This window comes from Corynebacterium camporealensis (assembly GCF_000980815.1).
Classification (GTDB): Bacteria; Actinomycetota; Actinomycetes; order Mycobacteriales; family Mycobacteriaceae; genus Corynebacterium; species Corynebacterium camporealense.
In genome coordinates this window covers 922,650-942,493 of sequence record NZ_CP011311.1, presented here as the reverse complement: position 1 = coordinate 942,493, position 19,844 = coordinate 922,650, and the positions used below count along the sequence as shown (strand labels likewise).

19 protein-coding genes are annotated in these 19,844 nt (G+C 58.3%); 7 read left to right on the top strand and 12 right to left on the bottom strand.

The genetic code is table 11. The features are described from left to right. The first annotated feature begins 52 nt into the window (after positions 1-52). The 3 genes from UL81_RS04470 (at position 53) to UL81_RS04460 (ending at position 3,873) form a co-directional block, all read left to right on the top strand. Positions 53-1,408: an amino acid permease gene (locus UL81_RS04470; protein ID WP_046453311.1), complete on the top strand. Its 1,356-nt coding sequence runs from the start codon at positions 53-55 to the stop codon at positions 1,406-1,408. Positions 1,409-1,463: 55 nt separating this feature from the next. Continuing rightward, positions 1,464-2,435, top strand: a complete 972-nt coding sequence (dapD, locus tag UL81_RS04465; RefSeq protein ID WP_046453310.1) for a 2,3,4,5-tetrahydropyridine-2,6-dicarboxylate N-succinyltransferase — start codon at positions 1,464-1,466, stop codon at positions 2,433-2,435. Between the two features lie 91 nt (positions 2,436-2,526). After that, positions 2,527-3,873, top strand: coding sequence for an amino acid permease (locus tag UL81_RS04460; protein ID WP_081961446.1), 1,347 nt, complete (start codon positions 2,527-2,529; stop codon positions 3,871-3,873). Positions 3,874-3,958: 85 nt separating this feature from the next. Here the strand turns inward: UL81_RS04460 and UL81_RS04455 are convergent, their stop codons facing one another. Together UL81_RS04455 and UL81_RS04450 are read right to left on the bottom strand one after the other, a co-directional pair. Further along, a complete protein-coding gene (locus tag UL81_RS04455; RefSeq protein WP_035105729.1) occupies positions 3,959-4,573 on the bottom strand; it encodes a hypothetical protein in 615 nt (204 codons plus the stop codon). A gap of 125 nt (positions 4,574-4,698) precedes the next feature. Next, positions 4,699-5,349: a hypothetical protein gene (locus tag UL81_RS04450; RefSeq protein ID WP_144407164.1), complete on the bottom strand. Its 651-nt coding sequence runs from the start codon at positions 5,347-5,349 to the stop codon at positions 4,699-4,701. A gap of 280 nt (positions 5,350-5,629) precedes the next feature. On the opposite strand from UL81_RS04450, the gene UL81_RS04445 reads away from it, so the two are divergent. After that, positions 5,630-6,493 (top strand): type IV toxin-antitoxin system AbiEi family antitoxin domain-containing protein, encoded by an 864-nt coding sequence (locus tag UL81_RS04445; protein ID WP_046453309.1) that lies wholly within the window; start codon positions 5,630-5,632, stop codon positions 6,491-6,493. An 82-nt stretch (positions 6,494-6,575) separates the two neighbouring features. Here the strand turns inward: UL81_RS04445 and UL81_RS04440 are convergent, their stop codons facing one another. From UL81_RS04440 to typA, 8 genes are all read right to left on the bottom strand, one after another. Further along, positions 6,576-7,139, bottom strand: a complete 564-nt coding sequence (locus UL81_RS04440; protein ID WP_046453308.1) for a GtrA family protein — start codon at positions 7,137-7,139, stop codon at positions 6,576-6,578. 41 nt (positions 7,140-7,180) lie between these two features. After that, positions 7,181-7,957, bottom strand: coding sequence for a pseudouridine synthase (locus tag UL81_RS04435; protein ID WP_236684510.1), 777 nt, complete (start codon positions 7,955-7,957; stop codon positions 7,181-7,183). Between the two features lie 51 nt (positions 7,958-8,008). Continuing rightward, complete coding sequence (gene dapC / locus UL81_RS04430; RefSeq protein ID WP_035105735.1) at positions 8,009-9,094, bottom strand: succinyldiaminopimelate transaminase; 1,086 nt, start codon at positions 9,092-9,094, stop codon at positions 8,009-8,011. A gap of 5 nt (positions 9,095-9,099) precedes the next feature. Next, positions 9,100-9,423 carry a ferredoxin gene (gene fdxA, locus UL81_RS04425; protein ID WP_035105737.1) on the bottom strand — a complete coding sequence of 108 codons (324 nt, stop codon included), beginning with the start codon at positions 9,421-9,423 and terminating at the stop codon, positions 9,100-9,102. A 48-nt stretch (positions 9,424-9,471) separates the two neighbouring features. Further along, the gene (locus tag UL81_RS04420; protein WP_035105739.1) at positions 9,472-9,852 is read right to left on the bottom strand and encodes a hypothetical protein; all 381 of its coding nucleotides are present in this window, start codon (positions 9,850-9,852) and stop codon (positions 9,472-9,474) included. Further along, positions 9,849-10,715 (bottom strand): PIG-L family deacetylase, encoded by an 867-nt coding sequence (locus UL81_RS04415; RefSeq protein ID WP_035105935.1) that lies wholly within the window; start codon positions 10,713-10,715, stop codon positions 9,849-9,851. Before UL81_RS04415 ends, UL81_RS04420 begins: the two co-directional genes overlap by 4 nt. Continuing rightward, positions 10,705-12,294, bottom strand: coding sequence for an ABC transporter family substrate-binding protein (locus tag UL81_RS04410; RefSeq protein ID WP_046453307.1), 1,590 nt, complete (start codon positions 12,292-12,294; stop codon positions 10,705-10,707). Before UL81_RS04410 ends, UL81_RS04415 begins: the two co-directional genes overlap by 11 nt. Before the next feature lie 137 nt (positions 12,295-12,431). Then, positions 12,432-14,342 (bottom strand): translational GTPase TypA, encoded by a 1,911-nt coding sequence (gene typA / locus UL81_RS04405; RefSeq protein WP_046453306.1) that lies wholly within the window; start codon positions 14,340-14,342, stop codon positions 12,432-12,434. A gap of 316 nt (positions 14,343-14,658) precedes the next feature. Here typA and UL81_RS04400 point away from each other — a divergent pair, with 316 nt between their 5' ends. Genes UL81_RS04400 through UL81_RS04390 form a run of 3 tightly spaced genes read left to right on the top strand, consistent with a single transcriptional unit; the run spans position 14,659 to position 16,896 of the window. Then, positions 14,659-15,402 (top strand): Rv1157c family protein, encoded by a 744-nt coding sequence (locus tag UL81_RS04400; protein ID WP_035105740.1) that lies wholly within the window; start codon positions 14,659-14,661, stop codon positions 15,400-15,402. Continuing rightward, positions 15,403-15,939 carry a DUF402 domain-containing protein gene (locus UL81_RS04395; protein ID WP_035105742.1) on the top strand — a complete coding sequence of 179 codons (537 nt, stop codon included), beginning with the start codon at positions 15,403-15,405 and terminating at the stop codon, positions 15,937-15,939. Between the two features lie 24 nt (positions 15,940-15,963). Further along, entirely contained in the window at positions 15,964-16,896 is a 933-nt protein-coding gene (locus UL81_RS04390; RefSeq protein WP_035105744.1) for a DUF808 domain-containing protein, read from the top strand. Here UL81_RS04390 and zupT read toward each other — a convergent pair. Beyond that, the gene (gene zupT / locus UL81_RS04385; protein WP_035105746.1) at positions 16,874-17,671 is read right to left on the bottom strand and encodes a zinc transporter ZupT; all 798 of its coding nucleotides are present in this window, start codon (positions 17,669-17,671) and stop codon (positions 16,874-16,876) included. The genes UL81_RS04390 and zupT overlap by 23 nt on opposite strands. A gap of 34 nt (positions 17,672-17,705) precedes the next feature. Next, positions 17,706-19,691, bottom strand: a complete 1,986-nt coding sequence (locus tag UL81_RS04380; protein WP_046453305.1) for a BCCT family transporter — start codon at positions 19,689-19,691, stop codon at positions 17,706-17,708. Positions 19,692-19,844: the final 153 nt, after the last annotated feature.

The following is a 19,844-nucleotide window of genomic DNA, read 5'->3' as shown; positions in this document are numbered from 1 at the left end:
GGTGTGTAAAGTACCTGCCTATACAAACTTTGCAACGTCGAAAGCGAACACTATGGCTGAATCAACAAAACAACTGAAAACCCGTCACTTGACGATGATGGGTCTCGGGTCTGCCGTGGGCGCCGGTCTGTTCCTGGGCGTGGGCCTGGGTATTCAGATTTCCGGTACTTCGGTGCTCTTCTCCTACGCCATTGCAGGCACCCTCGTCGCGCTGATTATGTGGATGCTCGGCGAGATGGCCTCCGCACGCCCGTCCCTGGGTTCCTTTTCCACCTACGCCGGCCAGGCCATGGGCCCGTGGGCACGCTTTACGATGGGCTGGATCTACTGGTTCATGCTGGTGATGGTCATGGGCGCGGAAATCACCGGTGCCGCCGCCATTGTCAGCGGCTGGTTCGACATCGCGCCGTGGATTCCTGCTCTGATCGCAGTGACCTTCTTCGCAGTGATTAACTTCGCTGCGGTGCGTGGCTTTGGTGAGTTCGAGTTCTGGTTCGCCATCATCAAGGTCGTTGTCATCATTGGCTTCCTTATCGTCGGCATTTTGATGCTGCTGGGCATCCTGCCGGGTATGAACCTGGAGCTGGCCGGAAGCAACTTCACTGAGAACTTCATGCCGAACGGCATCGCCGGTTTCGCCGCTGGTTTGTTGGCTGTGGCCTTCGCCTTCGGCGGTATCGAGCTGGTGACCATTGCTGCTGCCGAGTCCGAGGACCCCGCGCATAACGTCGCTACTGCGGTCCGCGCCATCATCGTGCGCATCATGATCTTCTACATCGGCTCCATCCTGGTGATCACCATGGCGCTGCCGTTCAGCGATATCCAGGACGCCGACGTCGCTGCGAACTCGCCGTTCACCCTAGTTCTGGCCGCCGCGCAGATTCCTTTTGCAGCTGGCTTCATGGAGCTCATCATTGCCCTGGCGCTGCTGTCTGCGTTCAACGCGCAGATTTACGCCACCTCCCGCCTGGTCTACGACATGGCCGGCGACCACTGCGCACCGAAGTTCTTCCTGCGCACCAACGCTGCCGGTTCCCCGGTTCCTGCGGTTGTGCTGTCGATGATCTTCGCCTTCGGTTCGGTGCTGCTGCAGTACTGGAACCCGCCGGGACTGCTTGCCTTCCTCTTCAACGCGGTCGGCGGCTGCCTGCTGGTTATCTGGGTCTTCGTCGTCATCTCCTACCTGCGTCTGCACCCGGAGATGAAGCGCAACGGCGAACTGACCACTGTTCGCCTGGGTGGATTCCCAACAGTGCCCTATCTCACGTTGGTGGCCATCGGCGGTCTGACCATCCTCATGCTCTTCGATCCTGCTGCCCGTAACCAGGTCATTTCCGTTCTGGTCTTGGTTGCAGTCCTGATTGGCTTAGCCTTCCTGACCGGCAACGGCAAGCGCGCCACCGTGTAGGATGCCTTAAGAGATCACGTTTCCTATTTAGAACTACAAAGAGGTTTCACGCTTCATGACTTCCACTTCCGCACGCGGTCTAGCCACCCTGACCCACGATGGCACCGTCCTGGACGTTTGGTTCCCGGCTGTTTCCCTGGATAACGCTACTGGCGAAACCGGCACCACTCGCCTGGAGAACACTCCCCAGCAGTTCGCAGAGCTGGTTGGCCCGGACGAGGAGCGCGGCGTTGCTCGCGTTGCTGTGGAGACCACCATCGCCGATCTGGATGAAGCTCCTGTCGATGCTTACGACGCCTACCTGCGTCTGCACCTGCTCTCCCACCGCGCGGTCAAGCCGCACGGTCTGAACATGGACGGCATCTTCGGCCACCTGGCTAACGTCGTGTGGACCAACTACGGTCCGTGCGCAGTTGCCGATTTCCAGATGGTCCGCGGCCGCCTGGCCTCCCGTGGCCCGGTTGTGGTCTACTCCGTCGACAAGTTCCCGCGCATGGTGGACTACGTCGTGCCGACCGGCGTGCGTATCGGCGACGCCGACCGCGTTCGCCTGGGAGCTCACCTGGCTGAGGGCACCACCGTCATGCACGAGGGCTTTGTGAACTTCAACGCCGGCACCCTGGGCTCCTCCATGGTTGAGGGCCGTATTTCCGCTGGTGTCGTCGTGGGCGATGGCTCTGATGTCGGCGGCGGCGCATCCATCATGGGCACCCTGTCCGGTGGCGGCAAGGAAGTCATCTCCGTCGGCGAGCGCTGCTTGCTCGGTGCTAACTCTGGTGTGGGCATTTCGCTTGGCGATGACTGCGTCGTCGAAGCCGGCCTGTATGTCACCGCTGGCACCAAGGTCACCGTCTTTGGCGCGGTTGCCGATGCCCTCGGTGTCAAGGAAGGCAATTCCCTCAAGGCTGCTGAACTCTCCGGCGCATCCGGCATGCTGCTTCGCCGCAACTCGGTCACTGGTTCTGTGGAAGCTACCGAGTGGAAGGCTGAAGCAGTTGCTCTCAACGAAGAGCTGCACAAGAACTAGACCCCAGTGCTCACCCTAGATTGCATAGTCCTATAGTTATCGGGTGAGCAATTCAAATCTGGGCAACGGACTGAAGGTCCGTCACTTACGTATGATGGGTCTTGGCTCCACCATTGGAGCCGGGCTCTTTTTAGGTACCGGCGTCGGAATCTCCGCCGCCGGTCCTGCCGTTTTGCTGGCTTATTTCATCGCCGGTTTCCTCGCCATCCTGGTGATGCAAATGCTCGGCGAAATGGGCACCGTCATTCCCGCCTCCGGTTCCTTTTCCGAATACGCTGAGCACGGCATTGGCCGCTGGGCCGGTTTCACGCAGGGCTGGATTTATTGGCTTGCCACCGTCGCCGTTCTGGGCGCGGAAATCACCGGTGCTTCTGCTTTCATCGGCTCCTGGTTCGATGTCTCCCCGTGGATCCCGGCGGCAATCTGCGTTGCCTTCTTCGGTATTGTGAACCTGCTGCACGTGCGCAGCTTCGGCGAATTTGAGTACTGGTTCGCTGCCATTAAGGTGCTTGCGATTATTGCGTTCCTCGTTATCGGCGCCCTGCTTATTTTCGGATTTCTTCCCGGTCACACCTTCATTGGTACTGAGGTCTTTTTAAACGATGGCTTCATGCCTAACGGCCTCGGCGGCGTCGCCGCCGGTCTCCTGGCTGTCGCCTTTGCCTTCGGCGGAATTGAGGTCGTCGCCATCGCTGCCGCCGAATCCGACGACCCGGAAAAGTCACTCATCGACGCCGTGCGCACCACCATCCTGCGCATCTCCGTGTTCTACCTCGGCTCCGTTCTCGTCATTACTTTCCTGCTGCCCTACTCGATGCTGGGCGCTGCCGAGTCCGCCGCCGAGTCTCCCTTCACCATGGTCTTAGAACGCGCCGGCATCCCCGGCGCGGCCGGGCTGATGGAAGTCATCATCGTCCTAGCACTGCTTTCTGCCTTCAATGCACAGATCTACGCCTCTTCGCGCATGATGCATTCCCTGGCTAACCGCAAGGAAGCCCCACACATCTTCGCCCACCCCAATGCCAAGGGCGTTCCCACCGCCGCCATCGCTCTATCCATCACTCTCTCGGTCGTGATGGTGATTCTGAACTACGCCGATACCGGCTGGCTTTTGACCTTCATGCTGAATTCCGCCGGCGCTTCCCTGCTCATCGTCTGGATTTTCATCGCCGTCTCGCAGCTGCGCCTCCGCCCACAGCTCGAGGCCATCCACCCCCTCCCGATTCGCATGTGGGCCTATCCTTACCTCACCTGGTTCGCCCTTTTACTCTTCGCCGCCATCGCAATTCTCATGCTTTCCGATGCCACCGCCCGCACCCAACTGCTCTCCGCCGCCGTGATGTTTAGCGTTCTCGCCATCGCCGGCGTCATCAACGCCAAAGTCCGCGGCATCTCCCCGACGTCCAAGCTTCCGCTTCCTACAGCTGCTACTGCCTAGTCCCCTAGCCCCGCACCCTTCGCGCTCACCAGAATCACCATTCCGGCTAATTCCGGCCTCCCGGTGAGCGCGAAGGGTTCTTTTGTTAGTTAATCTCCGAGCGCCCATCCGGATAGAACACGAATTCCTCCGTATCCGACTTCAGTCGCAGTACCCGATCCTTCGAATACGACACCTCTACCCCATGAATGTCAGTTTTCGTTCCCGGCTCAAAGTTCTTCGGTTCTTTTACGTCTGGACCACCCGAAGGAAAGCCACTGCTCATTGTCACTTCATATTCGAATTCGCCATAAGTGAAATTGATGGAATCAGCCTCAGAAGGTCCGTCTGGCGAATCCAGAACCGGGGCATCAGTAAACGGTAAATCGCAGCTCTCATAATCCGGTTGCGGCTTGAAAATACAGTAACCGTCGTTATCCAGCGTAAAGAGTCCAGCGTAGTCACTCACCATGAACTCCGAGGCGTCTACCTCCGTAAACTCCTCTTTCTTGGCCTCCGTCGTCGTTGTCTCGTCGGCCTCTTCTTCCTCGGACACATCCTCAGCACTAGCTGCGTCTTCGGTAGTTTCCTCTGCAGTATTGTCCGCTTCGGCTTCTTGGGTAAAGGAGGGCTCGTAAGCCTCTGGTTCCGCATCGTCGCTTGAACATGCACTTAAACCGAGAACTGCAAGTGCTGAAAAGAATACGAGAGATTTCTTCATGAAACTAAGGTTAAGGCATTAACTGCCATCTATCTTGTTCTTATTCAATCGCGCGCCCTTCGCGCTCACCGGAATCGTAGTTTTTGGGTTCGTAGCCGTTTACGGTGAGCGCGAAGGGTTCGTCCCTAATTGATTTCAGAAGTGCCGTCCGGATAGAGCACGAACTCCGAGTTGCCGTGCTTACCGCGCAGGACGCCATCTTTGGAATAGGAGAACTCAGTAGCAATGACGAGGGACTTCGTCCCTGGTTCAATGAACTCTGCCTCTGGCGGCCCTTCCACCCCACCACGCGGGACGCCAATGGGAGTGGCTACGTATTCGAACTTGCCGCTATTAAGCGCAATCGCGTTCGCAGGGTTGTAGTCCTGACCCGTGCCCATTTCCGGACTATAGACCTCCGGGCCATCTTTCAGAGGTAAGAAGCAGGTCGCATATACGCCATGTCCCTTGGTAAAGCAGTTATAGGGCTGCTCGCCAACCCAGAACATTGACATGTTTTCACCGACTGAGAAGTGTGAGCCTTCTACTTCCCGGAACTCCGGTTCGTCGGATTCTGCAGCGACCTCAGTGGTTTCCTCCGGGGCATCGTCATCTGCGGAAGCGTCCTCCTCTTCAGGAGGGTTGTCTTCAGCACTTTCTTCAACGGTGTCTTCGGTGTCGGCTTCGGCGGCTTTGGAGAAAGTCGGTTCTTGGTCCACAGCTTCCTCTTCAGCATTCGAGCAAGCGCTCAAGCCTAGAACGGCTACGGCGGAGAATAGGGCTAGGGATTTCTTCATGCCATACAGGTTAGGACAAAACGACCTAAATGTTTTGCAAACCTCACTATTTCCCGCGCCCTTCGCGGTCACCGTAATTGAGATTTCGGGCTTTGGTGCCTTTCCGGTGAGCGCGAAGGGTGCGCATTCTACGGGAGAGAAGAAATACCCGCAGAAGTTTATCCACAGCCCCGAATGTCAGAAGCTGTCATGTGGGTAGAGAAAGACATACCGAAAAGTTATCCACAGGTTGGAAAATTGACCCTGCTATTTCGTTGCGTTCTTCGCTTGGCTCGAAGTCATGAGTATTTTCACTACGACAGAGCTAAAAGAACAAGGTATTGGGAAAAAGAGGATCCGCACGCTGATTAAGGAGGGGAAGCTGCACAGGGTTCATCGGGGGATTTACGTTGATGTCTACGACCCAAAGGATGTTGCGCGTGCGCTGCAGCGTGAGATGAAGAATCTCGTGTTGACGGGCAAATCGGCCATTGAGCTACGCAACATGAAAGCGCTGACGTTTCCATTGCGATTTGAAGGTCCGCGCACCATTCAAGGCAAGGACTTTCAGGTGACTCATGGTCGGTATAGGGCGTTTGAGATGTTGGATGGGTTGCGCGTCGTTAAGCCACTGTGGGCGGTGAGACAAGACGGTGATGACAGCTGGCGCACGGGTGATTTTCTCTCCAAGCAGTACAGAGGATATAAGGGCCTGCAGAAGTTCGACAAAGACCTCAGAGAGCTAGGGCGAGTGCCGAAGTGGCTGAAGAACAGGATTCATCATTCTTCAATCGGGGCGGACTCGGTAGGTGAAAAGGACCTTGCAACGGAGCTATGCTTTCGCGGAATGCACTTCAAACACAACCAGATGGTGGCTGGTTATCGCTTCGATTTAATGCTGGACGACGTGCTCGTGGAAGTCGACAGTCACAAATACCACTCCACGGAAAGGCAGTTCATCATCGATCGCTTCAAGGACAACGCGGCGGTACTCCATGGATATAAGCTGCTGCGCTTTAACTACTACTGCATCAAGGAGAACCTTGAAGAGGTGCTCGACAGTATCGAGTACGCCGTGCGTGGTGGCAAGGAGCCGCTCACATATACGACACCGGTATGGAAGTGGCATCCGGTAATCTCGTCGGACCTTTGGCGCTCACCGTAATCGCGAAATGAGTGAAAAAGAGCCCGCCGGTGAGCGCGAAGGGCGCGCGGTGGCGGGCTGTGGCGGTCTCAACGGCTGGAGATTAGACCGGGTCCATCTCGTTAACGACTCGGACGTCGGTGGGCTTGGAGCGGAAAGTCCAGAGCTTGTTGATGACGAAGTTAATCGGCATCGCGACGATAATCGAGATTGCCTGTGCCCAGTAGGACTTGGTGCGCAGGCCGGTGGAGTCATCGAAGATGTGCTCGGGCAAGCCGATGGGTGAGGTCGGATTCATCAGCAAGGTCAGCACTGCCTGGCTAACCAGGAAGGCGCCGACGCCGGTAAGCAGGAAGGGGAAGAAACCGCGAATCCAGGAGACCTTCTGCACCGAGCGGAAGGTCCAGAGGCGATTGAGCTGGTAATTCCAGGTATTTGCGACTAAGAACGCGATAGTCGCGAAGACGTGGTACCAACGGATGTTGAAGTCGGTACCGAAGAGATTCATGAAGGCTTCGCGTTCGTTGATACCGGCAGTCCACTCAGCAATCTTCTTCGATAGATAGAAAACCAGCAGGTTGACCGCGGTACCGGAACCGCCGACGAGCCCAAACTTGAAAAATTGCCCGAAGTTATTCGCCACTCGGGCAAGGCTTAAGTCTGCCATCGGCGTCCCTTCCAAGTTATGGTTCGTTTAACTATTCGAGCTTACTCCTGCACCCCGCGAGAAGAAGAAAATCGACGTCGGGCGCCGCTAATTGGGTCTGTGAAACTGATCTGGTGATGCTGTAATGCAAGCGGCTCGGAGAAATCATAGAGATCTAGGCCGCGATCTTCGGGGTAGGTGTCATCGCCAAGCAACGGCGCACCAAGGTGATTAAGTAGAACACGCAGCTGGTGGGTATGTCCGGTTCGCGGCGACATCGAGACGTCAACGCCAGAGGCCTTGACGAAGGTATGGGTCATCACGCCCGCAGAATCAACACACACTTGGCGCTGTCCAGGAACTTTGAGCATGGGCAGCGAGACCCAATCGTCGATGTCCAGTGGCGCAGAAGCAATCCCGCGGTACCACTTCTCAGCGGTGCCTTCCAAGAAGATACGCTGGTAGGCAGCACGGGTATCAGGAGAACGCGAGCAGAGCACTACCCCACTGGTCAGGCGGTCGAGGCGATGAAGTGGGACGATATCGTCTTCGCCGAAATCGCGGCGCAGGCGAGTCTGTAGGGTTTCGCGGACCAGTCGCCCGTTGGACGTGGTGGGAAGAAAGTGTGGTTTATCGACGACAATGAGGTCGTCATCGACGTGCAGTACCGAGTAGTCGAAGGGAATGGGTTCCTCGTCAGGCACATCGGGGTGATACCAAGCCAGAACAGGGCGAGACAGCGCCGTTCCCGGAGGAATCACCGTGCCAAACGAGAACGGCGAATCCCCTGCCCGACCAGCATAAAACTGCGGATGCGCCGGGACAATACCGCGCAGCATGGTTTTGCGCGGTGAGATACCGTCCCGGCAGCCTATCGGGGCGCGCGTCATTTAAGCGCGCAGGCGCTCCACGGCGGCGGCAACGCGCTCATCAGTGCCATTCAAACCGATACGCACGTGCTGCTGACCAGCAGGGCCGTAGAAATCGCCCGGAGCGGCCAGGATGCCGCGTTCGGCAAGCCAGTCGATGGTCTCGCGGCAATCTTCGCCGCGCGTAGCCCACAGGTAGAGGCCGGCGTCGGAGTGGTCGATTCGGAAGCTGGCATCGACAAGCGCGCGCACCAACTGCGCACGGCGGGTGGCGTAGCGCTGCTTCTGCAAAGTTTCGGAGGCGTCGTCATTCAGGCCTTCGACCATGGCGGCCTGGATGGGGCCGGGAACGATAAGGCCAGCGTGCTTGCGGACCTCCAGCAGCTCCGCAATAAGGGCCGGGTCGCCGGCGAAGAAACCAGCGCGGTAAGAGGCCATGTTTGCTGACTTCGACAGCGAGTGCATCGCAATCAAACCGGTGTTGTCGCCGTCGCTGACGCGCGGATCCAGAATCGAGACCGGCGGATTCTCGTCGTCCCAGCTCAGGCCCATGTAGCACTCATCGGAAGCAACGATGGCGTTATTCTCGCGTGCCCAGGCAACGATAGAGCGCAGCTCCTCAACGTTCGCCACGCGACCAGTCGGATTCGATGGGGAGTTAATAAAGACCAAGGCGGCGTCTTCGAAATCCTTATCGGCACGCAGGGGCTTCGCACCAGCCAGCAAGGCGCCGACTTCGTAGGTCGGGTAAGCCACGGTCGGGAATGCAACGGTCTGACCGCGCATGCCCAACAAAGTAGGCAGCCAAGCGATAGCTTCCTTCGTGCCAATGACCGGCAGGACACCGCCGGGCTGCATGTTGTAGCGCCGCTCCAAAGCGCTAGCGATGGCCTCACGCAGCTCCGGAGTACCGGCAGTCTGCGGATAGCCGGGGGCCTCGGCAGCAGAGCTCAAGGCCAGCTGCACGCCAGGGGCAACCGGGTCGACCGGATTGCCAACAGACAAATCAACGATACCGTCCGGATGCGACTGGGCCTTCTTCTTCGCATCAGCGAGAGAGTCCCAAGGAAAGTCCGGAAGGATGCTGCCAAGCGGCGTGCGAGCCATTGTTTTTACTCCTGATTTTGCGGCGGAAGAGCCTTGATCATCGGTGCATCGAAGTCCTGCGGACCCAGGGCTGCAGCACCGCCAGGCGAGCCCAGGTCGTCGAAGAAGGCGGCGTTCGCCTCGTTGTAGTCAAACCACTCATCCGGGACGTCATCTTCGTAGAAGATTGCCTCCACTGGGCAAGCTGGTTCACAAGCGCCGCAGTCCACACACTCGTCCGGGTGGATGTAGAGCATGCGCTTGCCCTCGTAGATGCAGTCAACCGGGCATTCTTCAACGCAGCCACGGTCCAGCACATCGACGCAGGGCTGTGCGATGGTGTAAGTCATGGGTTAAATCTTCCTCAAAACTTCGGGTGTTGAATGAGTAATAGTATGTCACTTCGCGCGGAAGAATGGCCAAACGCCCCCGGCTACGCCAGCGAAGAGCAAGAGCACCGAGCGAATATTATTGGCCAGCATCTGATCTCCTGTAATTTCCACGCCCAATAGCAGCAGAAAATACCCCAGCAACCAGACCGCGAGCGGGATGCAGGCAACCGCCATATGGGTCGTCCATAGCTTGGCAGTACGGGTAAGCACCCAGTTAAACCAGCCAGCAATCAGGATGGTGATGGGAAAGGCGATGGAGCCATCGCCAGGCAGTGGCAGACGCGCACCAAGGTAGACGACTTCCAGCACCAACGACGTCAGCGCAGCCAAGCTGAGCCAAATCAGGCCCATCACGGCCTCACCGCGAGTGAAATCCGAACGAATCATGGCGCCACCAGGCTTTCTGTACCGCTTCCCTGCCCCAGCTGGAAATGCTCTTTACGCAGCAACGGCATCAGGTAGCGATTCGACATCACCCATCCGGTCGGGGCAAGCTCCGGCTTTGCGACGCCCACCTGCCGCGCCTCCGGGTTCACCTCACTGAGGCTTCCATCACCCAGCCACAGCTGCGTGGCGTGGGCATACATGGCACAACGCTTTGCGATGATCGCGTCATCATCCAGCGCAACCTCCAGGTCACAGCCTTCGTTGGTGAAGTTATCGAGGTAGTCCCGAGATGGCTTCTCCCAATCCGCTGGTGGTGTGAGCGTTTCCAGGGCGGCGTAGTGAGCAGCGCGCTCGAAGACCGGCCACCAGATGCGCTGATCGGGACCAGCTGCCGCATGGACTGCCTGGTGAACTGCGATGTGATCAGGGTGGCCGTAGCCGCCGTCGGGCCCGTAGGTCAGGATGACGTCTGGTTTCAAGTCCCGGAGGTTAATCTCAAGGAGATTCACCGCTTCATCGATGCGGTTGACCAGCGCGCGGGGGTTTTCGTGCGAGGGCGAGCCGGCCATGCCGGAATCGCGGAAGTGGCCGAAGCCGCCGAGTTGGATGCCGCGGGCGCCCAATGCGCGAAGGGAGTCGGCGAGTTCGCGTGCGCGGAAGCCACCGAGCTGATCGTGATCGGCTAAGCCTTGGTAGGGCTCGCCGATGATTTCGCCGTCTTCGCCGAGCGTGGCGGTGATGACGACGACGTCGGCACCGCGGGCAGCGCAATCCGCGAGAGTGCCGCCGCCGAAGAGCACCTCATCATCCGGGTGCGCGTGCACGGCAAGAATGCGCTTGCCGGACAAGTCCTTAGTCTTCATCAGCCCTCCAATACGGTGCGGTGGTCAGCCCGCCGCGCCAACCGTCCATGCTCTGGCCCGGGCCTACAATACCCTTGCCCAGGGCTTGCACGCGGCTTTCATCCATCAGAGGAATATACAACGCCTCTTCCCTATTGAGTGCACGGGTCTGGCTGAGAGCATCGCGTGGGGAAAGCTCACCGGACAGGATGGCTTTTAGGGTTTCTTCGTGGTCTTCTGGGCAGTATCCGGACAGGTCGCCTGCAAGTGGGGTCTCTTCGTCGCAAAGATAGATATTTGCAGCCGAGAAGGAATTGAGCTGAATATTCTCCCAGGTAATCACGGCATCGACGTCGCCTTCTGGGAGGAGTTCGTCGGTAATCGTGGTGAGGCGATCTGTGACGACCTCAGTAGGGATGCCGTTGCCGTTGAGAGTATCGCCGATGACATGCGCGGCGGCCAGTGCGGTGGCGTCAGTGGGATCGACACCAATCTTCAATGGCTTGCGGCTGGCGCGTTCGCGCAGCGGCAGGAGGTTCTCCCCTTCTGGAATCGGGTTGATGGCCGGTTCGAGCTGGGATGCGCGACCAGAAGCCAGGCGGGAGACCTGCTCGGTGTTGATAAGCGAGGCAAAGCCGCGGCGGGCGGCGACATCGTCAAGCGCGCCCTCCATGGTGGATAGATGCACGCGCAACTGCCGGGCTGGCGAGACAACCGCAGTGTTGACGCCGCTAAGCAGGTTGAGCGATTCCAGGGAGGTCTGCTGCGGGATGAAGTCGGCAAAACCGATTTGGCCGGAACGCAGCATGTTGACCGCCTGGCCGGTCGAGCGGATGAAGTGCAGCTCGATGACATCGACAAGCGCAGGGTTTTCGCCCCAGAAACGGTCGTTGCGGTTGAGCGTAATGACACCGCGGCCGCGGTCGACGGAATCGACCTGGAAGACACCTGCCGAGGCCGGAATGTCACTGGACAACGCATTCGGGAAATCGTCATCTTGCAGCAGATGCGATGGCAGCAGGTGCTGGAAAAGCAGGCGCCAGTCGCGGACTCGCTCGGAGAAGTCCACGGTGATCACGCGGCCACCTGCGGTGGTGTTGATGGCAGAAATCGCGTGATAGCCCGCAGGTGAGTTCGTGCCCGGGGTAGAAATCATCGACTGCCACAGGTAGGTAAAGTCCGCGCCGGTCAGGGGCGTGCCATCGGACCACTGCGCGGGCGAGGCAATGGTGTAGCGCACGCGTTGTGCAACACCTTCGGGCGCCTCGACCTCTTCAGCGGCTTCGAGGATATCCGTATCCATCTGCCCGCGGTGGAAAGGCGAAGGCAGCACGAGGTCAGCGATATCCGAGACCAGCTGGGAATTATTCGCCACCAAATGCGGATTGAGACCACCTTGCAAAGGATCAACACCAATGGCGACAGTGGAGCGCTCCGTGCTAGGAGCCTCATCTTCTTCCGGCGGCGGGGTCTCCTCCGGGGTGCTGGACTGAGTTTCCTCAGCCGGTTCTTCGACGACAGGCGGTGGTCCAGGATTAGCAGCGCAGCCGGAGACAACCAGCAAGCAGGTCGCGCCCAGCGCACCGATTAACCGCTTCACCGTCAATCTCCTTTTGAAAGCTCTTCGAGTCTGGAAATAGTGTAGTCGCCTTTTGCTTATATCCCTGCAAAGACATAAGGCCCCGCACCCGCTGCGAATAACAGCGAGACGCGGAGCCTTAAAAAGCTTCTTGGGCTTTACTTGTTGCGCTGCTTAGCGCGGGAAGCGGCGCGCTTACGCTCGGTGGCAGACAGCTCGACCTTGCGCACGCGCAGGGCGTTCGGGGCAACTTCGACGCACTCGTCGTTGCCACAGAACTCCAGAGCCTCTTCCAGGGACAGGTTGCGGGCCTTCGCCAAGGTGACGGTGGCATCGGCAGTGGCCGAGCGCATATTCGTCAGCTTCTTTTCCTTGGTGATGTTGATGTCCATATCCTCGTCGCGGTTGTTCGCGCCGACGACCATGCCCTCGTAGGCTTCGGCACCTGGCTCGACGAAGAAGTCGCCGCGGTCAGCCAGCTGCATCAGCGCGTAAGCGGTGACCTGGCCGGTGCGGTCAGCAACCAGGGAGCCAGTCGGACGGGACTTGATCTCGCCTGCCCAGACATCCAGGCCATCGGAGATGGAGTTCGCGATACCGGAACCACGGGTCTCGGTCATGAACTGGGTACGGAAACCAATCAGACCACGAGCTGGGATACGGAAGACCATACGAACCCAGTCGCCTTCGCGGACGTCCATGGACTGCATCTGGCCCTTACGGGTAGCCATCAGCTGGGTGATAGCGCCCTGGAACTCGGATGGGGAGTCAATGGTGACTTCCTCATAAGGCTCGTGCACCTTGCCATCGATTTCCTGGGTGACAACCTGCGGCTTACCGACGGTCAGCTCAAAGCCCTCACGGCGCATCGACTCAATGAGCACGGACAGTGCCATCTCGCCACGGCCCTGGACTTCCCAAGCATCTGGGCGCTCGGTCGGCAGTACGCGCAGCGACACGTTACCGATCAGCTCCTGCTCGAGACGGGCCTTGACCAGACGTGCGGTCAGCTTGTCACCGCCGCCCTGGCCTGCCATCGGGGAGGTGTTGACACCGATGGTCATGGAGATGGCCGGCTCATCGACGGTGATGCGCGGCAGTGCTTCTGGGTTCTCCGGATCGGCGATGGTATCGCCAATCATGATGTCGGAGATACCGGAAATTGCGACGATGTCGCCTGCGATAGCCTCTTCAGCAGGCTGGCGCTCGAAGCCAACGGTGCGCAGCAGCTCTGCGACCTTGACGGTCTTGGTGTGCTGGTTGCCCTCGTCGTCGTAGTGAATCCAGGCGACCTGCTGGCCCTTCTTGATCTTGCCGGCGTAAATACGCAGCAGCGCAATACGGCCTAGGAAGTCAGAGGAGTCCAGGTTGGTCACGTGCGCCTGCAGCGGGGCATCGACGGTAGCGGAAGGCTCTGGCAGGACGTCGTAGATGACGTCGAAAAGCGGCTGCAGATCCTCGCCCTCTGGTACGTTGCCGTTGCCCGGGTTCTCGGTGGAGGCAACGCCTGCGCGACCGGACGCGTACAGCACCGGCAGGTCCAGCAATTCTTCTGCGGCCTCAGCGGCCTCCGGGTCATCCAGGCCAGCAGCGATTTCCAGCAGCAGGTCCTGGGACTCAGCGACGACCTCGTCGATACGGGCGTCTGGACGGTCGGTCTTGTTCACCGCAATGATGACCGGCAACTTGGCTTCGAGGGCCTTCGACAGAACGAAGCGGGTCTGCGGGAGTGGGCCCTCGGAGGCATCGACAAGCAGCACGACGCCATCAACCATGGAAATGCCGCGCTCGACCTCGCCGCCGAAGTCAGCGTGACCCGGGGTGTCGATGACGTTGATAATCAGGTCTCCGCCATCCTTACCCAGGCCCTTGCGGTGAATAGCGGTGTTCTTGGCCAGAATCGTAATGCCGCGCTCGCGCTCCTGATCATTGGAGTCCATGACGCGGTCCGTGTGCTCGCCATGGTCACCAAAGGCGCCGGACTGCTCCAGCATGCCGTTGACGAGGGTCGTCTTGCCGTGGTCAACGTGGGCGACGATGGCTACGTTACGGAACTCGGTATTAGTCACTAGTGGAATGCTCCTTAAAAGAGGACAAAGCAGCGGCGCTTTCACCCGCGCGCGTAGAAGATTATGAACGGGGTACAACACTACCCTTATTCAGCCGTTAGTGCAGCATCGACGTCTTTCGGGCAAGGCCGGAGGACGACCTTTATACAGCCTTAAGTGCAGGGCGTAACACTTTCAATCCGAGGCACGAAACTAACAATAGAAACTTCTCCCCAGGATTTTTCTTAAATAACTGTTGCGTATGTGACAATTGTGACTATTGTTGTCTAAGAGATTTCTGCAGAACTCTACTGTCTACCCTGAGGACCTGATTTAAGTGAGCACCGCACACACTGCCGAGCACCCCTCCGGCCGTCGCTTAAAGCGCGCCGGTGTTCTTGCTGCCGCCACCGCGGCGTTGCTCGGACTCGTAACCCCGATGATGTCCCCTGCTCAGGCCCAGGCGCCAGACCTGTCTTCACTGCAGCAGCAGTTCGCAGCCAGCAGCCCGCTCGATGAGCTAGGCCGCCCTACCCCGGAAACCGCTGAGCGCATCCGCGCCTTCGCAGCACAGCCGTGGGTTCCGGAAGACGCCCGCAACGCAATCCTCACCGCGTTGAACTTCACCACCGGCGGCAGCAACGGCGAGCCGGGTGGCCCTGCCCTGCCAGAAGGCAATAACCCGGAGTTCCGCCAGTTCTACTGGCCAACCGTGTCCGCGAAGTGCATCAACGGCGAAGGCAACTCCGTCGGTTCCGCTATTGCTGTTTCGGGCCCAACCAAGATGCCTGCCCCGGGTGCAGGCGAAGGCGAAACCGTCTTCCTCTTTACCGCTTTGGGCACCGCTACTGCAGCGCAGAACCAGGGCGGCATGCACGTCCAGTGGTTCAACATCGATACCTTCCAGACCGGCAGCACCCCGCTGCACAACAACGGCATCAACGAAGACGGCCCGACCACTGTGTCCGGCCGCGCTGCTACCGGCAAGGGCACCGTCCTCGCGCTGCTGCACGGCTCCGTGAATACCGCCAACGGCCCCTGCAGCTTCGCCCCTACTGCCGCCATCCTTGAGGTGCGCTAAATGTCCGTCGACTTGCATCCTGTAAAGCAGGAAACTTTCGACGCTTCCGCGGACGTCAACATTGACCCGAAGGGTTTCGAGCGAGACGTCGACGTCTACGAAGAGCACGACTTTGGTCTCTATATGGCCCGTGGCGCCAACCATCCGCGCTTTGGCTACCTCGAGTCCTGGCTACTGCCGGAGCTGGGTCTGCGCTTTAACATCTTCCATTTCCGCGAAGGCTGCGAGAAGCGTCAAGACTACTACATTGACGTAGCGCAGATCTCCCGTTCCGGTGAGGTCTGGACCACCCGCGATCTCTACGTTGACCTGGTCACCAACACCGGCGAACCCATTGAAGTGTTAGACATCGATGAGCTCTCCGCTGCCACTTCCGCCGGCCTGATTAGCGCCGAAGATGCAGAATATGCCATCGAAACGACCCTGCGTGCGGTCGAAGGAATTACCCGCCACGGCGACGATGCGCAGGCATGGCTGCGCAGTCTGGGCATTAAGCTAAACTGGGCTGATTCCGTTCAGCTTATTCCTGCTGAATAAAGTCCTACTTCAAAGGAGCCCGCCATGGCCGGTGGCCTTTTAGCATTGCTTGACGATGTCGCCCTCATCGCCCGTTCCGCCGCCTCCAGCGCCGACGACGTCGCTGCACTAGCTGGCAAAACCTCTCTGAAGGCAGCTGGTGTCGTTATTGACGATGCTGCCGTTACCCCGCAATACGTCACCGGCGTGGACCCAAAGCGGGAACTGCCGATGATCTGGCGTATCACCAAAGGCTCGCTTGTCAACAAGCTGGTCATTATCTTGCCGATCATCTTGTTGTTGTCCTGGCTCGCGCCGTGGGCTCTCACGCCCATCTTGATGTGCGGTGGTGCCTATCTCTGCTACGAAGGCACACACAAGATTTGGCATAAGCTACTTCCCCACCAAGAAGAACACTCCGAACCCGTCGTGGAGCAAGGCCCAAAAGCCGAAGACAAGCTAGTCAAGTCCGCCATTACGACTGACCTGATTTTGTCCGCAGAAATCATGGTCATCTCGCTCAACGAAATCATCGACGAGTCCTTCGGGCTGCGCTTAGCCACCCTCATCGTCGTCGGTGTACTCATTACCGTCGTGGTCTACGGTGCGGTGGCCATCCTGGTCAAAATGGATGACGTTGGCCTAGCGATGATCAAGCGCAACGACGGAAAATCCACCCTCGGCAACGCCCTGGTCAAAGGCATGCCGGTCGTACTCAATGTCATTGGCATCATTGGTACCGCTGCGATGCTCTGGGTCGGCGGCCATATCCTGCTGGTGGGCCTGGAGGAATTTGGTCTGGACCAGCTCTACGGTTTCGTGCATGCGGCCGCTACCTCGGTTGATAACGGCTTTGTCTCCTGGCTTATCGATACCGTCCTGGCCATGATCTTCGGTTTCCTGGTCGGCACCGTGCTTGCCGGCATCGTCTCTGGGATCAAGAAGGTCCTTCCTGCTAAAGAAGCAGCAGCGAAATAGCCATCACGGCCATACCGGCAATCAGGCCATAAATGGCGTGGTGGTGCTTACCGGTAGCTTCCGCTGTCGGTAGCAGCTCATCCAGTGACACAAAGACCATGATGCCGGCGATAGCAGCGAAGCTAATACCCATCGCCGTCGGCCCCAGCAGCGGCAGCAAGAGTGCAAAGCCAATCAACGCACCCAGCGGCTCCGCCAGACCGGACACCGTTGCCCACCAGAAAGCCTTCTGGCGCGACCCAGTCGCTTCCCGCAACGGCACGGCCACAGCGATGCCTTCCGGGATATTGTGAATCGCAATCGCGACTGCCACCGGAATTGCCACAGAGGGCGCCTCTAGGCCGGCGAGGAACGTCGCAAAGCCTTCCGGAAAGTTGTGCAACGCCAGCGCGCCTGCGGTGAACATGCCCGTCTTCATCAGCCGCGCCCGGCGCGCTGCCTCATTGTTGTTTAGCGGCTCGTGGGGGTTAATTTCCTCTGGCACGAGGCGGTCGATTATCGCAATGATTGCGATTCCACCAAAGAAGGCCACCACGCCCCAGAACGTAGCGGACTTCTCCCCCATGGTTACTTCCTGCAATTCCTCGATGCCTTTGGGCAGGATTTCCAGGAAGGACACGTACAGCATCACACCAGCAGAAAAACCCAGGGATACCGCCATGAAGGCGGGCCCTGGGTTGCGCCTGCTCACCGCAATGGCGCCACCAATGGCCGTCGACAAGCCAGCAGCAAGCGTCAGGCCAAAGGCGAAGGCAATGGTGCTGAGAGTGTACATAGTTAGACTCTAAAACACCGGCTTGAGTTATGCCTTAACGGGTAGTCTCGTCGTCCTCCAGCGCGGCACGGGCCTGCGCAATTTCCTCCGACGTGGTGACCTTAAACTCACCATTGACAACCGTCGGATCATCTTCGATGTACTCGCCAGCCTCGTAGTCATAACCGATGGCCTTGCCCTCTTCGTCAGTACGCGAATACCACTCGGTGTATTCCTCGGCAGTCGAATCGAAGTCGGCGCCCACTGCGTATTGAGAGGTCACATCGGTACCTTCGACGGTAATTGCCCAGTCATCGCCATGCTCGCGCACGCCCTGCAGCACAGCGTTCTCCAGCGCTTGCTCACCAAAGTCGTGGCGAATCGTGGCCGGATCATGGTGCAGCTCGCGTACCAACGAGATACACATCAAAACGATGATGACCGCGAAAGGCAATGCAGTAATCGTAATGAGGTTCTGCAGGCCCTGCAGTGCGTTCTCACCACCTGCCAGAAGAATCACCACTGCGATACCTGCCATACACAGGACCCAGAAAATAGTGACGCCTGGTCGCGGGTACGGGTTACCCTTTTGCGTCAGCTGCGAATTCACAATCGAAGCAGAGTCAGCCGTAGTCACGAAGAAAACCATCAGAATACCGATAACCATCGGTGCCAGGATGCCTGCGCCTGGTAACTGCTCCAGGATGATGAAGAAGATTTCTTCGGCAGCCGGTAGCGAATCCGCAGTGCCGTCGGGCGCAATGACCTGTGACTGCTCCTGGAACCAGATAGCAGTTCCACCCAGAACCGTAAAGGCAACCACAATGATCGCGGAAGGAATAAAGAGCACGCCCAGCACGAACTGGCGAATGGTACGACCACGTGAAATCTTTGCGACGAACACGCCCACGAACGGTGCCCAGGAAACCCACCACGCCCAGTAGAAAGTAGTCCAGGACGACAGGTAGGCCACAGTGTCTTCGTTCTGCCCCATGTTGGCTGAAAGCATATCGCCCATCTCGGTGACGTACTCCACGATGACCGCCGGCAGCATGTTGATCAAGAACGCCGTAGGCCCCAGCACGAAGAAGAACAACGCCAAACCAATGGAGAGCACGAGGTTCACATTCGACAACATGCGGATGCCCTTAGCGACACCCGAGACAGCAGAAGCGATCGTCGCGATGGACAAAATCACGATGATGCCGATAGCCAGCGCATTGCCCTCAGTTGACCAACCGGAGACAACCTCCACGCCACGGCCAATCTGCAGTGCACCAATGCCTAGCGATGCTGCGGTACCAAACAGAGTCGCAATAATCGCCAAACTATCGATGATGCGTGCTGGTGCCGAATCAGTCGAACGGTTACCAAACAGCGGCATCAGGATAGAACTCATCAGCGGCACACGGCCGCGGCGGAAAGACGCATAGGCCACAGCCAGGCCGACAATGGCATAGATGGCCCAAGCGTTAATTCCCCAGTGCATGGCAGTTTGTGCAAGCGCACCCATGACTGCTTCATCACTAGCTGCCTCATATGCGCCTGGTCGCGGGCTCAGGTAATGACTCAGCGGCTCATAAGGGCCAAAGAAGATGATCGCAATACCAATACCCGCGGCGAAGAGCATCGCGGCCCAACTTAGTGTTGAGTATTCCGGTTCTTCATCGTCCAAGCCCAATGGAATCTTGCCGTACTTCGAAAAGGCCAGGGCCAGCAGGACGAACATCAGGGAAATAGCCAGAACGGTAAAGATCCAGCCCAGGTTGCGCATGACCCAGTCGAGTGCAACGGAAGAAACATCGAACACCTGCTGCGGGGCGAACACGCCCCAGATTACAAAGGCAACGATCAGCGTACCTACGACCGCCAAAATCGGCTTATCGATGCCGTACTTAACCTTCTGGGACTCAATCGACACACCTGGCACCAGTGCCGGGTGCGTATTGTGCGGATAGGTAATGTCCGCAAGAATCTTACGGGCATTGCGAACTCTTTCGCGTGACTTGGCAGTATTGTTGACTTTCTTCTCGTCACTCATACCTAGACCTTCGTTCTAGTTTTGTGTGATTGGAACCCCTCAACAGTAACCGGAATCTCATTAAGAATCAGCTTAAATACCAGCGCACAGCGTTTTTAACACCTATCGCACTGATTAATTCCCCACTGAATGCTTTTCCGTGGCAAGCTAGGA

Coding starts and splice junctions, on each gene's coding strand:
- UL81_RS04420 (WP_035105739.1), bottom strand. CDS start 9,852: ATGATTCGTTCGGATTTCACTCGCGGTGAGGCCGTGATGGGCCTGATT.
- UL81_RS04380 (WP_046453305.1), bottom strand. CDS start 19,691: ATGAGTGACGAGAAGAAAGTCAACAATACTGCCAAGTCACGCGAAAGA.
- UL81_RS04435 (WP_236684510.1), bottom strand. CDS start 7,957: ATGCTGCGCGGTATTGTCCCGGCGCATCCGCAGTTTTATGCTGGTCGG.
- UL81_RS04470 (WP_046453311.1), top strand. CDS start 53: ATGGCTGAATCAACAAAACAACTGAAAACCCGTCACTTGACGATGATG.
- UL81_RS04455 (WP_035105729.1), bottom strand. CDS start 4,573: ATGAAGAAATCTCTCGTATTCTTTTCAGCACTTGCAGTTCTCGGTTTA.
- zupT (WP_035105746.1), bottom strand. CDS start 17,671: ATGTACACTCTCAGCACCATTGCCTTCGCCTTTGGCCTGACGCTTGCT.
- UL81_RS04445 (WP_046453309.1), top strand. CDS start 5,630: ATGAGTATTTTCACTACGACAGAGCTAAAAGAACAAGGTATTGGGAAA.
- fdxA (WP_035105737.1), bottom strand. CDS start 9,423: ATGACTTACACCATCGCACAGCCCTGCGTCGATGTGCTGGACCGTGGC.
- UL81_RS04460 (WP_081961446.1), top strand. CDS start 2,527: ATGATGGGTCTTGGCTCCACCATTGGAGCCGGGCTCTTTTTAGGTACC.
- dapD (WP_046453310.1), top strand. CDS start 1,464: ATGACTTCCACTTCCGCACGCGGTCTAGCCACCCTGACCCACGATGGC.
- UL81_RS04390 (WP_035105744.1), top strand. CDS start 15,964: ATGGCCGGTGGCCTTTTAGCATTGCTTGACGATGTCGCCCTCATCGCC.
- UL81_RS04440 (WP_046453308.1), bottom strand. CDS start 7,139: ATGGCAGACTTAAGCCTTGCCCGAGTGGCGAATAACTTCGGGCAATTT.
- UL81_RS04415 (WP_035105935.1), bottom strand. CDS start 10,715: ATGAAGACTAAGGACTTGTCCGGCAAGCGCATTCTTGCCGTGCACGCG.
- UL81_RS04395 (WP_035105742.1), top strand. CDS start 15,403: ATGTCCGTCGACTTGCATCCTGTAAAGCAGGAAACTTTCGACGCTTCC.
- dapC (WP_035105735.1), bottom strand. CDS start 9,094: ATGGCTCGCACGCCGCTTGGCAGCATCCTTCCGGACTTTCCTTGGGAC.
- UL81_RS04450 (WP_144407164.1), bottom strand. CDS start 5,349: ATGAAGAAATCCCTAGCCCTATTCTCCGCCGTAGCCGTTCTAGGCTTG.